Raw genomic sequence first — 15,177 nt, 5'->3', positions numbered from 1 at the left:
CGTGCGCCGCGCTCAAAGCAGGAAGCCGATCGCGCTCAGCGCTTCGGTCGAATCGATCAGGCGAATCACCTTTTCGAGGAGCTTCGGCTCGCCGCTCCCCATGCTGATCTTGTGCGTGAGATCGGCGGCGAAGATCGTCGACACACCGCGCTTGTACGCGACGATGACTTGCGACGACTTCACTTCGACAACGTCGGCGCTATCGCTCGACAACGTGAAGCGCGATACGGTGCGCACCGTTCGGGCCGCGTCGGATGCGGACGCCGAATAACCCGACGTCATGCGCTGCACGCGCAGTTCGCGCATGTGCTGGTCGTCGTAGGCGTAGTTCAGGGTGGCGGCGAAGTCGGTCGCGTTCGGATCGATCGGCACCACATAGAAGCCTTGCGAGTCCCACAGATCGAGCCACGCGCGGTAGTCGCGCCGATCCAGCAGTTCGGCTTCACGCCAGATGAATTCGATCGCGCGCGCGAACGTCCGTTGAGAGAAGAGTGCGTTGCGATCGTCCATCATGCCTGCTCCATCATTGCGCGCCATTGTTTGTAGGCTTCACGCATGCCGGTTTCGTCGGTGGCATGCGCAGTCTTTTCTCCGTTCGGTGCGGTCGTTTCGCGGTTCAGGCCGCGATTGACGAGGATCGGCACATCGGGGCCCGCGTGCGAGCCGCGCTGCACGCGTTCCCATGCTTCGGCGTCGTCGGGGCTGCCGAAACCGAACGGACCCTGGAAGTGTTCGTGAATGCGCAGACGCACGCGATTCGCTTCTTCCGGTCCGCCATCCATCGCGAGTGCGACGTGGCGAATCTCCGTTTCGTCGGCGGAAACGGGACGCAGCACACGGAAGAACGCCATCGACAGCGCGAGGTTCGGAAACAGATTCAGATTGAAGCCGACGCCCATCAGCGAGCGCACGATACGGCGCACTTCCTCGGGCGTATGTTTCTCCGCCAGCGTCGCGGCCAGATCGTTGAAGCGTTCCGGCAAGGGTGCGCCGTCATCCTTGTCGAGATCGACGATTTCGGGCACCAGCACGGCGAGGCTATGGCCGTTGCCGAGCGAGCGGCAGAACGCGTCTTCGCTCGTCATGAAACTCGTGATGGCCGCGGCGGTTTCGTCGTCGATGGACTTCATCCACGATTTATGCACGACGGGAAAGTGATAAAGATCCGTTGTGTTTTCGAGCTGGATTTTCCAGTTACCCTTGAACTTGAACTTATGCTCGCCGTTGGCCTTGATCGGATAACCCGCGCCTTGCTTCATGAAAAGATCGATCCACGGCTTTGCACCGCCCAGAAAGTCTTCGAGCGGTTCGATAGCTTCGTTGAAGCTCGCGAAGATCAAGCCCTGATAAATCCCGACGCGCAATTTCTTGAGCGGCAGATCGCCTTTCTCGCAGACGCCTTCATAGCCATCGCCGTAGGGCAGGGCACGCAGCGTGCCGTCGAGCGCGTAAGACCAGCTGTGATATGGACACGTGAAGCCCTTCGCGTTGCCCTTGTGCTCTTCGCAGACGGTTGCGCCGCGATGACGGCAGCGGTTTTGCAGCACATGCACCGCGCCGGTCTTGTCGCGCACGACGATCACGGGCTGGCGGCCGATGGTCGTCGTGACGAAATCGCCGGGTTTCGGCAATTCGCTTTCATGCGCGACCCAGATCCACGTTTTATAGAAAATGCGTTCGAGCTCGGCCTCGAAAAGATCCGGATCGTAGTAGAGCGAAGGCGCGATGCGGTCGGCTTGGGCACGGCGGCCGAGCGCGCTCGTGTCGATGATTTGGGTTGTCGGCGTACTCATCGGTTCGATGTGGGGTGAGGTTGATCGGCTAACACTAGGATGGCGATGACGATCGGCACATCCTCTCGTTGACATCAGTCTCGCTTTGCGAAGATCATGCGTCAAATCGATTAAAAAACGGGTGCTGGATAAATCCGGCCGATATCTTGAGAGTTCCCGATGAATTCCCTCGACCATGTCGATCTCAACTTGTTGCGCGTCTTTCAGGCGATCGTGGAAGAACGCAGCCTCACCAAAGCCGGCGAACGGCTCGCGCTCTCGCAACCAGCCGTGAGCTATTCGCTGGGCCGTCTGCGCACGCTTTTCGATGACACGCTTTTCATTCGCACGCGCGCGGGCATGCAGCCGACGCCCGTAGCGCTGGAACTCGCGGAGATCGTCGGACGTGCGCTCGATACCGTGCGCGAGGCTTTGCGCTTTGCCGAGCGTTTCGATGCATCCACGAGCAGTCGCACGTTTCGCCTGTCTCTTTCGGACGCGGGAGAAATGGCGTATTTGCCCGCGATCTGCCAGGCGCTGCACGAGGCCGCGCCACGCGTGAAGCTGCTGGTCGAGCCTTTGCCTGTGGAAGATATCGAGGAAGCATTGCGTTCGAGCCGGCTCGACTTCGCGATCGGCAATCTGCCTTCGCTCTTGCCGCGCACGCGTCACGCGCTGCTTTTCGAGGAAGCGTATGTGTGCATGACGAGAAAGCGCGAAGGCTTGCCCGCAGGAGAGACGTTGAATCTCGGTCAGTTTCTCGCGGCGTCGCATGTGCAGGTGCGATCGCTCGAACATAGTCACCATGCGCTCGACGACGCATTGCGAGCACAAGGTGTCGGGCGCAATATCGCACTGGCGCTGCCGCATTTCGTGGCCGTTCCCGGCGTGCTCGCGGTGACCGATCTATTCGCGACACTGCCCGAGCGGCTCGCGCATATCCTCAATCGCAACGAGGCGTTCAGGATCTATGCGTTGCCGGTTCAATTGCCGAAGGCGGCCGTGACCATGCACTGGCACGAGCACTTTCACGAGGACGAAGGCATCGCGTGGATGCGCGGCCTGATGACCGACATCCTCGCGGGCTTCGAGAAGCTATGAGTTCAGAGGTCGAGCACGAGAACCGGCGAGCGTGAACGCGACACGCAACAGCAGATCACGCTGTTGCTCGCGCGCTCCGCCTTGCTCAGACAATGATCGCGATGCTCGGGCTCGCCGCTCACGACATCGACCATGCAGGTCCCGCAGACGCCTTCGCCGCATGACGTATCGACTTCGATGCCGATCGACGCAAGCGCATCGACGATGGACGTGGCGGCATCGACGCGCACGGTTTGACCTGTGCTCGCGAGCTGAACATCGAAGGTATCGAGCGATTCATCCGTCGCGGCTTGTGGCTCGGCCTTGAAGCGTTCGAGATGAATGGCGCCGGCGGGCAAGCGCTTTTGCGCAGTATCGACCACGACATCCATGAACGGCGCGGGGCCGCATGTATAGACGTGCGCGTCTTTATCCGCGTCGCCGATGCAGGCATCGAGTTCATCGGCGAGCACTTCGCGTTCGACACCGAAATGCAGCCTGACATGTCCGTCGAACGGCGCGCGTGCGAGGAGCGGCAAGAACGCCGCATGGGTGTCGCTGCGCGCGAAGTAATGCAGCGTGAATGGCGCACCGATAGCGACGAGACGATACGCCATCGAAAGCAAAGGCGTAATGCCGATGCCCGCGCCGATCAGGATATGCTCGCTCGCGCTTGCTTCGAGGCGGAACAGATTGCGCGGCGCGCCGATCGACAACTCGCTGCCGATGCTGACTTCGTCGTGCAACGAACGCGAGCCGCCGCGCGATTGTTCCTCCTTCTTTACCGCGAAGACATGCGAATCGCGGCAAGCCGGATCGCCGCACAGCGAGTACTGGCGCGTGATGCCGGACGGGCTCGTGACATCGATATGCGCGCCGGGCTCGTAGGCATCGAAGGGCTGGCCGTCGAGGCGCGAGATGCTGAACGAACGTACGCCGTGGGCTTCTTCGCGCAGCGCGTCGACGCGAACTTTGAAGGTTTGAGCTTGCATGATGCTGCCTTTCCAGTGTGTCGAGGGGACGATGCATCGAGCGTAACGCCCCTCGTCGGATAAGCAAAATAGATTAAAAAGTGCAGGTCACATCAATTCGACGGATATCTTCAGGCCGTCGTCGCAGCGCCCGCCGGCATCTTCTCTGGCGCTTGTTCTTCGGCAATGGTGACGCGAACTTCGCGCGCTTCACGCTCGAGACTCGCGCGATATTGCCTGCATCCGACGTAGAGCAGCACGACGGCCAGCACGATCGCCACGGCGTTGATGACGGCCATCGAATCGCCGACCGCCAGTGGCGAGCCGAACACCTTGTCGGTAATGAGCGCGACGAGCGTGGTCCCGAGACCCAGTCCGATCAGATTCGACACGAGCAGGAACATCGCTGAAATCTGCGCGCGCATCTGATTGGGCGCGAGCGCCTGCATGGCGGCGGCGGAGGTCGGCAGCGGGAACGACGCGAAGAACATCGCCGCGACGAGCCATGCGAGCGACGCGTTGAGGCTCGTCGTCTGCGTGAATGCGATAGCCGGAACCAGCATGCAGGCCGCGCCGATCCATGCAGCGCGCATGGGCGCATCGCTGCGGCCGCGACGCAGCAGCCAGTCATTGAGCCAGCCGCCGCAGAACACACCCGTCGTGTTGGCAAGCAGCATCACGATGCCGAGCATATAGCCCGTTTCTACAGGCGTGAGGCCAAAACGGCGCATATAGAACGCGGGCGTCCAGCCCATCAGGCAATAGAGGCCCATCGCATAGAACGAGAAGCCGACGTAATGACAGAAGAACGTCTTGCGATGGCTCGCGATGAAACGCAGCGCATCGCCCATTGCGACGCGTTTGACGTTGCCCGCGCCGTCTTGCGCGAGCCCCTTGCGCGCGGGATCACGCACCGTGAGCAGGAAAACGAACGCGACGAAGAGGCCGGGCAAACCGACGATGAAGAACGTCAACTGCCACGCGCGCAATTCGCCGATGAGCGGCAACGTGAACACGCTCGCGTGCTTGAGCAGCGCGATCACATATCCGCCGACGAGAAACGCGATGCCGCCGCCAATAAACGAGCCGAGCGAATAAATGCCGATCGCGCGGCCTATCTTTTCCTTGGGAAAGTAATCCGCGATCATCGAATACGTGCCGGGCGAGAGCGCGGCTTCGCCGACGCCTACGCTCATGCGCGAAGCGAACATATGCACGAAGCTCTGACTGAGCCCGCACGTCGCCGTTGCGACGCTCCACAGCGCGATGCCCGCCGCGATGATGCGCGGCCGCGCGAAACGATCGGCGAGATAGGCAATCGGCATGCCCATCACCGCGTAGAAGAGCGAGAACGCAAAGCCATGCAGAAGGCTGAATTGCGTGTCGGTGAGATGCAGATCGCGCTTGATCGGCTCGATCATGAGCGCGAGCACCTGACGGTCGATGAACGAGAAAACATACGCCAGCATGCAGATCACGACGACATACCATTCGTATGTATGGCGCTTGCCTTTTGGCTTCGGGGTATTGGGGGAATGCATCGTGTGTCTCCGATGAATGCGGTTCTCTGGGCGTGCGCAGGCATTCGCGCGGGCAAGCGCCGCGCGAATGGCAAACGAATGAAACGGAAGGAAAGACGCGGGTTATCGGGCGCGCGTCTCGTGCGTGTACTTCAACGTGACGACGGTCACGAGTGCGAGCGCGATGAGGAAAACGGAGACCGGCCAATACGCGTGATAGCGCGCGAGCAGCGCCGTGGCGATGAGCGGAGAAAGCCCGCCCGCGAAGATCGACGCGACCTCATGGCCAAGCGCGACGCCCGAGTAGCGCACTTCGGTACTGAAGAGCTCGCCGACAAGCGAAGGCAGCGTGCCGATCATCGCGCCATGACATACCGCAGTGCCCAGCACGAGCGCGAGCCAGATCAGCGGCGTCGAATGCGTATTGAGCAGCCAGAAGAAGGGGAAGGCCATGAATGCGAGCGACACCGCGCCGATCATGTACACCGGCTTGCGGCCGATGCGATCGGAGAGCTTGCCCCACAGAAGCATCGCCGCCATTTCGACGATCATCGCGATCATCACGCCGGTAAGCATCGTCCAATTGTCGATGCCCGCATATTTGCCGTAGACGAGCGAGAAGGCGAGAAAGATATAGGCGCCGCCATTCTCGGCGACACGCAATCCCATCGCCATCAGGATTTCTTTCGGATGGCGTCTGATGACTTCGATAACCGGCATGTGAGAAGTCTTGCCCGCACGATCCGCGTTTTCGAAGTCACGGCTCTCGGGCAGGTTATGCCGGATATATACGCCGAGCGCAAAGATCAGAATGCTCGCGAGAAACGGCAGACGCCAGCCCCATGAGATGAACTGATCGTGCGGCAAAGCCTGTACGGCGAGAAACGCGCCCGACGAAAGCACGAAGCCGCCGCCCACGCCGAGCTGGCTCCACGCCGCGTAATAGCCGCGCTTTTCGGGCGGTGCGCTCTCGCTGATCATCAACACGCCGCCGCCCCATTCGCCGCCCGAAGCGACCCCTTGCAGCAGCCGAAGCGCGACGAGCGCGGCAGGGGCCCATAGCCCTACACGATCATAAGTGGGCAACAAGCCGATGCCGAAGGTCGCGAAGCCCATGATGAGCAGCGTCCATACGAGCGACGCGCGCCGTCCATATCGATCGCCGATATGCCCGAACACGATGCCGCCGAGCGGTCGTGCGACGAAGCCCATCGCGAACGCGGCGAATGCGCCGAGCGTTCCGACGAGCGGATCCGCATTCGCGGGAAAGAACAACTGGCCGAACACGAGCGCGGCGGCCGTGCCGTAGACGAAGAAGTCGTACCACTCCATCGCATTGCCCGCGACGGAAGCGACGACGATCCGGCTGAGCGCGCGATCCTGCGTTGCGGCGGGGCGGTCCGCTGAAGCCTGGGAGTGAACGGAAGACATAGGGGCTCGCTTGGGGAATGAGGAGGCGTCGATGCTTTCGAAAGGCTTCGTTTCGCAGGCAGTGTCGATGTGACAGATATCCAGGTCAAATTCGCCGAAAAGGGCGTCGGCTATCAGTGCGGCAAATATGAAACCGCATCAGCGGGTTTTATCGATGAATGCGCTTTTGACTGATTTGCCGCGCCGGATGGGCGAGCGCAGACTTCCGTTCACGCAATCCACCGTGCGCGCAGGCATCCGGCGCGTGTTCTAAAGTAATCTCTGAAGTGCGCGCGACGCTCGCGTGCGCCTACGCACGCGCGCGCCCGTTTTTCAATCGTGCATTCTCAGCATTGCGCAACAAGCGACAGGCGAGAACAATTAGAAAGCTTGACGCCAAAAAATCGAGAACCTATAAGCAGTCGCATCGATGCCGACGCAAGTAGCAGGAGGAGGGATGTACGCCAACTTTGAAACCTTCGAGGACGCCGACCGCCACGCGCACGCGCTGACAGGCTGGGAACAGCGTTACGACCAGGTGGGCGAAGGCGCGTTTCGCAGCACGGTCAAGCAGGTTTCGGTAGCGGGCGTGCAGGTCTTTCAGGAATCCGCGAACGTTCGTATCGTTCAACGCGGGCAACTGCCGGCGGGATTCGTCACGTTCGGACTCGTGCTCGGCGGCGGCGCACCATTTTCGTTTCAGGGCGTGCGTGTCGACGAAAACGCGCTCGTCGTCGCGCCCGGTAACAAGGAATTCCTGTTGCATTCGCCACCCGACATGTCGATGCTCGGGGTGGCCGTCGATATGAGTCTGCTCGCGTCGGCAGCGGATGCGGCGGGCATCGATGTCCGGGACGAAATTCTCAACCGGCACGTGCTGAGCATCCCTGGCGCGGCCGGCGCGCGTGCGGGAAAGCGCATCATCGCGGCGGTCGAGACGGTGCTCGCGCACTCCGATCCGTTTTCATCGGACGATGGCGCGCAGCGATTCACGCACACCGTGACGGAAAGCATTCTGGATCTGCTGACGTTTCATGTGCCCACGCGCGAGGACCGGCTCACTTATGCGTGCCGCTCCGATGTCGTGCGTCGCGCGCATGAACTGGTGCTTGCGCGTCCCGAGCAGCCGATTTCGGTGCTGGATCTGTGCGAGAAACTGCGCGTGAGCCGGCGCACCATTCAGAACAGCTTTCAATCGGTCACGCAGATGAATCCGGTGAGTTATCTGCGCGCCGTGCGTCTCGCGCAAGTCAGACGGCTCCTGACGACGACATCGCCAAACGAAATACCGGTGCGCGAAGCCGCGATGCGCTGGGGTTTTTCCAATCTCGGCCACTTCGCGAGCGATTACAAAAGCCTGTTCGGCGAACTTCCCTCTCAAACGCTGCGCACTCGCTGATTCAGCACTGACACATTCCCTCCATGCCGATTGCAGGCCGCATTGCCGCGGTTTGCAATCGGCTTTTCTCTTTCCGAAGCCAGCTTTGCAAGCGGCCTGAACACGCGCATTGCGCGCGTCTCTGTCGGCTCCCTTTCGAATGCTCCATTTCGGCACGCACGCGCTGCCGGTTACGAAGTGCTCTTTTTTATTGTCGTCTTTAGAGTCAATTCGACGATAACTAAGGAGGAGCACAGATGAAGCTGAGACGGCTGGCCACCGCCATGGGGGCCTTATTCTATGGATTGCTTGCGTGTCAGTCGCACGCGGGCGCGGCCGAAAAGCCGGAAGAACTGACGGTGGCGAAGGTGCCGCCGTATAGCCCGCATCGCGTGTTCGTGACGGATGTCTCGTTTGCGAGCATGACCGATGCGCGGGTTCATGTGTTCGACGGCGACACGAAACGCTTCGTCGGCGAAATCGACGCCGGCTTCGCTCCGGGTTTCACGATCTCGCCCGATCACAAGACGAGCTATGTCGCGACGACGTACTTCGCGCGCGGCAGTCACGGCGCGCGTACGGATGTGGTCGAGATGATCGATAACACGACGCTCGACGTGACCGGTGAAATCGTGATCCCGGCCAAGCACGGTCAGACCGTGCCGACGCCTTACCTCACGAATCTCTCTGAAGACGGCAGCCGCCTGTATGTGTCGAACATCACGCCGTCGACCTCGGTAACGGTCATCGATACGGCCGCGAAGAAGGTGCTCGGCGAGATCGATACCGATGGCTGCGTGCTCGCGTATCCGACCGGCAACGATCGCTTCTCGGCGCTGTGCGAAAGCGGCAAGGCGCTCACCGTCAGGCTCGATGCCACGGGCAAGGAAGCGAGCCGCAAGCTCTCCGACGCGTTCATCGATGTCGATCACGATCCCGCGTTCGTCAACGCCGTGCGCGATGGCAACAAGTACGTGTTCACGACCTTCCACGGCAATGTGCGCACGGCCGACTTCTCGGGCGATGCGCCGGTATTCGGCACATCGTGGTCCTTGCTGAGCGATCAGGAGCGCAAGGCAGGCTGGCGTCCGGGCGGTCTGCAGCAGACCGCGCTGAGCACGGCGACTCATCGCCTGTACGTCGCGATGCACAAGGGCGCGGACGGCTCGCACAAGGATCCTGGCACGGAGATCTGGGTCTACGACACCGAGAGCAAGAAGCGCGTGGCGCGCTGGGATCTCGCGAAGCAGAAGATCGACCCGCTGCTCTCGATTCAGGTCAGCACCGACGACAAGCCGCTCTTCTACGGCCTTACGCCGACCTCCGATCTCGTCGTGATCGACGCGGCGACCGGCAAGCGCCAGCACGTCGAAAAGCAGCTCGGCACGACGTCGACGCTGTTGCTCAATCCGTGAGGTGACGCGATGATCGATCCCGTCATTCTCATGGTGTGCATCGCGTCCGCGACGATCATCGCGCTCGCGAGCGCCGCGCCGAAGTGGCGCGAGCCGGCGCGTTTTCGCGCGTCGCTCGAAGCGTTCGCGTTGCTGCCGTCGTTCGCGCTGACGCCGTTGTCGTTCGCGTTTCCCGCGCTGGAAACGGCGGGCGCAATCGGCCTCTTGTTCGCCGATACGCGCACGGTCAGCGCCCTCGTGCTGATCGCGTTGTTCACGCTCTTCGGCGCGGCGCTCGCGATCAACGTGTTGCGTGGTCATACCGATATCGATTGCGGCTGCTCGGGCTTCATCGCGGCACGCGCCACGGAACGCGCGCCCAAGTCCATCGGCTGGTGGCATGTATCGCGCGCCCTGACGCTGGCCGCGCTCGCAGCCGTCGCGCTCGTACCTTCTACTGCTCGCGCGCTCATCGGCTTCGACTACCTGAGCGCAGGCGCCTGCACGTTATTCGCCGTCGCCGCGTGGTTCACGCTCGACGTGCTGCTGGTCAATCTTCCCAAGCTCGATTCTCTGAGGAATTCATGATGCAAACCGCCCTGATGATTTCGGCCGCACTGTCGTGGGCCGCTTTGCTCGCGCTCGGCGCGATCTGTCTCGCACTCGTTCGCCAAGTCGGCATTCTCTATGAACGCATGATGCCAGCTGGCGCACTCATGATCGACAAGGGTCCGGCAGTCGGCACCATCGCACCGGTGTTCGAACTCGGCGATATCGCCGGCCGCGCGGTGAAGGTCGGCGGCCTGTCGAACTCGAAGCGCAACACGCTGGTGTTCTTCCTCTCGCCGACGTGCCCGGTCTGCAAGAAGCTGCTGCCCTTGCTGCCGTCGATCCAGGCACGCGAAGGCAATACGGACATCGTGCTCGCAAGCGATGGCGAATTCGACGAGCATTCGGCCTTCTATCGCAAGACCGGTCTTTCGCAATACCCGTATGTGCTGTCGCAGGAACTCGGCCTTTCCTATCAGATCGGCAAGCTGCCTTATGCCGTGTTGCTCGACGAAGAAGGCAAGGTCCGCGCGAAGGGTCTCGTGAATACGCGTGAGCATCTGGAAAGCCTGTTCGAAGCGAAGGAACGCGGTGTCGCTTCGCTGCAGGAGTTCGTGCACGGCAAGCATGACGATCACGCGCATCACGATCATGAAGGTCAAGTCGGGCAGCACGCCTGAAGACGCCAATAAATCATTCATTCCTACAGGTGAGCGTCCATGAAATGGCTGGATTCATTCTTCGAACATAAGGCGCGCGGCGTCGCGCAGCGCAGCTCGCGGCGCAGTGCGATGGCGAAGCTCGGCAAGGTGCTGGTCGGCTCGGCGATGGTGCCGCTGCTGCCGGTGGATCGGACCGCGTATGCGACGGAGCCGAAGAAGCCGGGCGCATCGACAAGCGACGATCCGACGAGCTGCGACTACTGGAAGTATTGCGCGATCGACGGCTGGCTTTGCAGTTGCTGCGGCGGCACGTCGAGCAGTTGCCCGCCGGGCACGACGCCCTCGCCGATCACGTGGATCGGCACATGCCGCAATCCGCACGACGGCTCGGACTACATCGTGTCCTACAACGACTGCTGCGGCAAGACGAGTTGCGGACGTTGCTTCTGCAATCGCAATGAACGCGAAAAGCCGCTCTACAAGCTGTCGCTCAATAACGATATCAACTGGTGCATGGCGAACGGCAATTCGAATTACCACTGCTCGGTATCGGTACTGTTGGGAGCGGCAACGCAATGAAGACGGCAAGTGTTTTGATGGCGGCGCTCGCCGCCGGTGCGATGAGTCTTGCGCCTCAGGCATTCGCGCAAACGGTGCATTATCCCGGCGGCAAATCGACATTCGACGGCAAGTGCGCCGTCTGCCATCAGGCGGGCGGCAAGGGCATGGACGGACTCGCGCCGCCGCTCGTCGAGTATCCGGGCAAGTATGCGGGATCGCCCGATGGCCGTTCCCAATTAGGGCACACCGTGCTCTATGGCATGTTCGGTCCGATCAAGGTCAAGGAGAAGAGCTACAACTTCAAGATGCCGAGCTTCGCATCGCTCTCCGATGAAGAGATCGCCGACGTGCTGAACTACGTCGTGTTCGATCTGAACGCGGAGCATGGTTCGGCCAAGCCTTTCGACGTCGCCGAGGTCAAGGCATGGCGCGCGGGGCCGCTCGATCAGACCGCCGTGCATCAGCGTCGCGATGCGGTCGTGAAGGGCCTCGGGCTATGAAGCCGCGCGCGGTCCTCGTGGCTGCAGCGCTTCCCGCGCTCTTCATGGCGGCCGCACCGCAGGCGCAGGCGCAGGAGTACGACGCGCCGCGCGCGCGTCAGGACTGGGTCCTCAATTGCATGGGATGTCATACCGCCGATGGCTCCGGCATCCCCGGCAAAGTGCCCGCGTTGCGCAACTCGCTCGGTCACTTCGTCTCGTTGCCCGAGGGCCGTCAGTTCGTGATGCGCGTGCCGGGCGCGGCCAATTCCGCATTGAACGATGCCGAGCTCGCGAACGTCCTGAACTGGCTGCTCGCGACGATGAACGAGCAATCGCGGCCCGCATCGTTCAAGCCCTATACGGCGGAAGAAATCGCGGCGCATCGTCGTCCCGCGCTCACCGATGTCGCGCGCACACGCATGAAGCTCGTGAAGGAATTGCAGGAGAACGGCGTCGACGCCGTCCCCGAACACTACTAGGAGACACCTTGATGAATAACAGCCAGCATCTCGCGATGCTCGAATCGACGCGCGCGTTCGTCGCATCGGCAAAGAAAATGTTGATCGACGGCGCATGGGTGGAAAGCGCAAGCGGCGCGACGCTCGACGTGATCAATCCCGCCGATGGCGAACTGCTCGCCCGCGTGCCGAGCGCCGACGAAACCGATGTGGATCGTGCGGTGCTCGCCGCGCGCCGCGCATTCGACGACTCCGCGTGGTCGCGCATGAAGCCGACCGATCGCGAACGCCTCTTGCTGCGCGTCGCCGATCTGATCGAAGCGAATGCGCGCGAGCTCGCGGAAATCGAATCGCTCGACAACGGCAAGCCGGTGACGGTAGCGCAAGGTCTCGATGTGTCGATGGCCGCGCAATGCTTCCGCTATATGGCGGGCTGGGCGACGAAGATCGAAGGCAATACGATCGAAGCATCGATTCCGTATAGCCCGTCGAACGATTTCTTCGGCTATACGCGCAAGGAAGCGGTGGGTGTCGTCGGCGCGATCATTCCGTGGAATTTCCCGCTGCTGATGGCTTCGTGGAAGCTCGCGCCCGCGCTTGCGACGGGTTGCACCGTCGTGCTGAAACCCGCTGAAGACACGCCGCTTTCCGCATTGCGCCTCGCGATGCTGATCGAAGAGGCGGGCATCGAGAAGGGCGTCGTGAACGTCGTCACGGGCCTCGGCCGCACGGCAGGCGCAGCGCTCGCGCGGCATCCCGGCATCGACAAGATCGCGTTCACGGGTTCGACGCCGACCGGCAAGGCAATCGGTCACGCGGCGCTCGACAACATGACGCGCATGTCGCTCGAACTCGGCGGCAAGTCGCCGGTGATCGTGCTGCCCGATGTCGATATCGACAAAGCGGCGGAAGGCGTCGCCAATGCGATTTTCTTCAACTCGGGACAAGTCTGCACCGCGGGTTCGCGCGTCTATGTGCACGATAAGGTATTCGATCGCGTGATGGAACGCGTCGCCGCCATCGCTCAATCCTTGCCGATGGGTCCGGGCCTCGATGCATCGACGCAGATCGGCCCGCTCGTGTCGGCGCGGCAGATGGATCGCGTGCTGGGTTATATCGAAGCGGGACGCGATGAAGGCGCGCGTGCGATCGCGGGCGGTGCGCGCAAGGAAGGCGCGGGATTCTTCGTGAAGCCGACCGTGCTCGTCGATACGGATCATTCGATGAAGGTCGTGCGCGAGGAAATCTTCGGGCCGGTGCTCGTCGCGATGCCGTTCAGCGATATCGACAGCGTCGTCGCGAAAGCGAACGACACGCCGTACGGACTCGGCGCGAGCATCTGGTCGAACAACCTCTCGGCAATTCACAAGCTCGTGCCGCGCATCAAGGCGGGCACCGTGTGGGTCAATTGTCATTCGCTTCTCGACAACGCGATGCCTTTCGGCGGCTTCAAGCAATCGGGTTTCGGGCGCGAGCTCGGACGCGCGGTGATCGACATGTACACCGAAACCAAGTCGGTGCTGATCAACTACGCGTGAGGACGCTCGCATGACAACTAAAACAATCGCGCGGCAGCTCGTTTCGACGGCGGCGCTCGCCGTGTGCGCGAGCGCATCGGCGCAAAGCACGGTGACGCTGTACGGCACCGTCGATGCCGGGCTGACCTACACGAGCAATCAGCAAGTCACCAACGCGGATGGCAGCGTCAGCTCGGGGCATAACTTCGCATTCTCGGGCGGCAATCTCGTGCCTTCGCGCTTTGGCTTGCTCGGGGTGGAAGATCTGGGCGGCGGCCTGCAGGCGAAGTTCAACGTGGAGAACAGCTTCTATACCGGAACGGGCGGGCTGGTGCAGGGCGGAGCGCTGTTCAACCGGCAGGCCTGGGTGGGGCTGGCGCACGAGCAATTCGGCACGTTGTCGCTCGGACGCCAATACGATTCGTATTCGGATTTTCTCGGCCTTTACGTGTCGAGCAATTCATGGGCGACGCTCTATGGCTCGCATATCGGCGACGTCGACAACCTGAACGAAGCGTTCAACTTCAACAACGCGATCAAGTACACGAGTCCGGACTGGAACGGTTTCTCGTTGGGCGGCACGTATAGCCTCGGCGGTGTGGCCGGCGATTTCGCGCAACGGCGCGGCTATTCCGTCGCGGCTGCTTATACGCGTTTGCCCGTTTCCATCAGCGCGGGCTATCTGAACCTGCGTAATCCGCTCGATGCGGCTTTGGGCGGCACGAACGGTTACATCGGTGATTTCGCCTGCTCGAATCCTTCGGCGCTCTATTGCCAGTTGCAGAATGCCGAAGCGCTCAAAGCGTATGGCGCGGGCGCATCTTATGCGATCGGGCCTGCGACCATCGCGCTGACCTATACGCATACTCGCCTCGAGCATAGCCAGTTCTTCGCGGATAGCGCGAATCCGCAAGGCCGCGACATCGCATTCGATATCGGCGAGGTGAACCTGACTTACGCGGCCACGCCATTCCTGCAACTGGGTCTCGCCTACATCTATAACAATGCGAAACCCGACGGCAGTTCATCGACGCGTTTTCATCAGGTGAACCTCGGCGCGAATTACTCGCTTTCGAAGCGCACCGCGCTCTATGGTGTCGCGATCATGCAGAAGGCGGTGGGAGCGGGACTCGGCATCGATCCCGCGACGGGCGGCCCGGCGAATTACGCGCAGATTCCCAATCTGCCCAACTCGAACAGCGACCGGCAACTGTCCGTGACGGTCGGCATACGGCATAACTTCTAAATATTTCCGAGGGCGTGCGTTGACCCGGCCGGGATGATTCCCCGCCGGGTTTTTTTCGTTTGCGTGTTCGTTCGATCGATCAATCTTATGGATGCGAGTCGGCATATATGGTTGATTTGACCGATATATCGGTGTCGTTTAATTTCGTTGAGTGCGTCTATCGCAATGCATCGATCA

General features: G+C 61.5%; 15 protein-coding genes. 10 read left to right on the top strand and 5 right to left on the bottom strand.

What is annotated here, in order from left to right; genetic code table 11:
• Positions 1-12 precede the first annotated feature (12 nt).
• Together QCE73_RS29750 and QCE73_RS29745 are read right to left on the bottom strand one after the other, a co-directional pair.
• On the bottom strand, positions 13-513 hold the full coding sequence (locus tag QCE73_RS29750; RefSeq protein WP_309884745.1) for an aromatic-ring-hydroxylating dioxygenase subunit beta: 501 nt from the start codon (positions 511-513) through the stop codon (positions 13-15).
• On the bottom strand, positions 510-1,793 hold the full coding sequence (locus tag QCE73_RS29745; RefSeq protein ID WP_309884744.1) for an aromatic ring-hydroxylating dioxygenase subunit alpha: 1,284 nt from the start codon (positions 1,791-1,793) through the stop codon (positions 510-512). The genes QCE73_RS29750 and QCE73_RS29745 overlap by 4 nt, the downstream gene beginning before the upstream one ends.
• A 159-nt stretch (positions 1,794-1,952) precedes the next feature.
• Here QCE73_RS29745 and QCE73_RS29740 point away from each other — a divergent pair, with 159 nt between their 5' ends.
• A complete protein-coding gene (locus tag QCE73_RS29740) occupies positions 1,953-2,873 on the top strand; it encodes a LysR family transcriptional regulator (protein WP_309884743.1) in 921 nt (306 codons plus the stop codon).
• 2 nt (positions 2,874-2,875) lie between these two features.
• Here the strand turns inward: QCE73_RS29740 and QCE73_RS29735 are convergent, their stop codons facing one another.
• From QCE73_RS29735 to QCE73_RS29725, 3 genes are all read right to left on the bottom strand, one after another.
• The gene (locus tag QCE73_RS29735; RefSeq protein ID WP_309884742.1) at positions 2,876-3,844 is read right to left on the bottom strand and encodes a PDR/VanB family oxidoreductase; all 969 of its coding nucleotides are present in this window, start codon (positions 3,842-3,844) and stop codon (positions 2,876-2,878) included.
• Positions 3,845-3,954: 110 nt separating this feature from the next.
• The gene (locus QCE73_RS29730; protein ID WP_309884741.1) at positions 3,955-5,364 is read right to left on the bottom strand and encodes an MFS transporter; all 1,410 of its coding nucleotides are present in this window, start codon (positions 5,362-5,364) and stop codon (positions 3,955-3,957) included.
• A gap of 102 nt (positions 5,365-5,466) precedes the next feature.
• Positions 5,467-6,774 carry an MFS transporter gene (locus QCE73_RS29725; protein WP_309884740.1) on the bottom strand — a complete coding sequence of 436 codons (1,308 nt, stop codon included), beginning with the start codon at positions 6,772-6,774 and terminating at the stop codon, positions 5,467-5,469.
• A gap of 436 nt (positions 6,775-7,210) precedes the next feature.
• On the opposite strand from QCE73_RS29725, the gene QCE73_RS29720 reads away from it, so the two are divergent.
• The 9 genes from QCE73_RS29720 to QCE73_RS29680 all read left to right on the top strand — a co-directional run bounded on the left by QCE73_RS29720 (position 7,211) and on the right by QCE73_RS29680 (position 15,000).
• Positions 7,211-8,152, top strand: coding sequence for a helix-turn-helix domain-containing protein (locus tag QCE73_RS29720; RefSeq protein WP_309884739.1), 942 nt, complete (start codon positions 7,211-7,213; stop codon positions 8,150-8,152).
• A 263-nt stretch (positions 8,153-8,415) separates the two neighbouring features.
• Complete coding sequence (locus tag QCE73_RS29715; RefSeq protein WP_309884738.1) at positions 8,416-9,546, top strand: amine dehydrogenase large subunit; 1,131 nt, start codon at positions 8,416-8,418, stop codon at positions 9,544-9,546.
• A gap of 9 nt (positions 9,547-9,555) precedes the next feature.
• Complete coding sequence (locus QCE73_RS29710) at positions 9,556-10,113, top strand: MauE/DoxX family redox-associated membrane protein (protein ID WP_309884737.1); 558 nt, start codon at positions 9,556-9,558, stop codon at positions 10,111-10,113.
• Positions 10,110-10,754 (top strand): methylamine dehydrogenase accessory protein MauD, encoded by a 645-nt coding sequence (mauD, locus tag QCE73_RS29705; protein WP_309884736.1) that lies wholly within the window; start codon positions 10,110-10,112, stop codon positions 10,752-10,754. Before QCE73_RS29710 ends, mauD begins: the two co-directional genes overlap by 4 nt.
• Before the next feature lie 39 nt (positions 10,755-10,793).
• Positions 10,794-11,315, top strand: a complete 522-nt coding sequence (locus tag QCE73_RS29700) for a methylamine dehydrogenase light chain (protein WP_309884735.1) — start codon at positions 10,794-10,796, stop codon at positions 11,313-11,315.
• Positions 11,312-11,797 carry a cytochrome c gene (locus tag QCE73_RS29695; RefSeq protein ID WP_035501899.1) on the top strand — a complete coding sequence of 162 codons (486 nt, stop codon included), beginning with the start codon at positions 11,312-11,314 and terminating at the stop codon, positions 11,795-11,797. Before QCE73_RS29700 ends, QCE73_RS29695 begins: the two co-directional genes overlap by 4 nt.
• Positions 11,794-12,258, top strand: coding sequence for a cytochrome c (locus QCE73_RS29690; RefSeq protein ID WP_309884734.1), 465 nt, complete (start codon positions 11,794-11,796; stop codon positions 12,256-12,258). The genes QCE73_RS29695 and QCE73_RS29690 overlap by 4 nt, the downstream gene beginning before the upstream one ends.
• Positions 12,259-12,269: 11 nt before the next feature.
• Positions 12,270-13,775 (top strand): aldehyde dehydrogenase family protein, encoded by a 1,506-nt coding sequence (locus tag QCE73_RS29685; RefSeq protein ID WP_309884732.1) that lies wholly within the window; start codon positions 12,270-12,272, stop codon positions 13,773-13,775.
• A 10-nt stretch (positions 13,776-13,785) separates the two neighbouring features.
• Positions 13,786-15,000, top strand: a complete 1,215-nt coding sequence (locus QCE73_RS29680; RefSeq protein ID WP_309884731.1) for a porin — start codon at positions 13,786-13,788, stop codon at positions 14,998-15,000.
• Positions 15,001-15,177 lie beyond the last annotated feature (177 nt).

It is taken from the genome of Caballeronia sp. LZ029, from assembly GCF_031451275.1.
GTDB classification, from domain to species: domain Bacteria; phylum Pseudomonadota; class Gammaproteobacteria; order Burkholderiales; family Burkholderiaceae; genus Caballeronia; species Caballeronia jiangsuensis.
The sequence above is the reverse complement of the archived record's forward strand: the minus strand, read 5'-3'. Positions and strand labels throughout refer to the sequence as shown.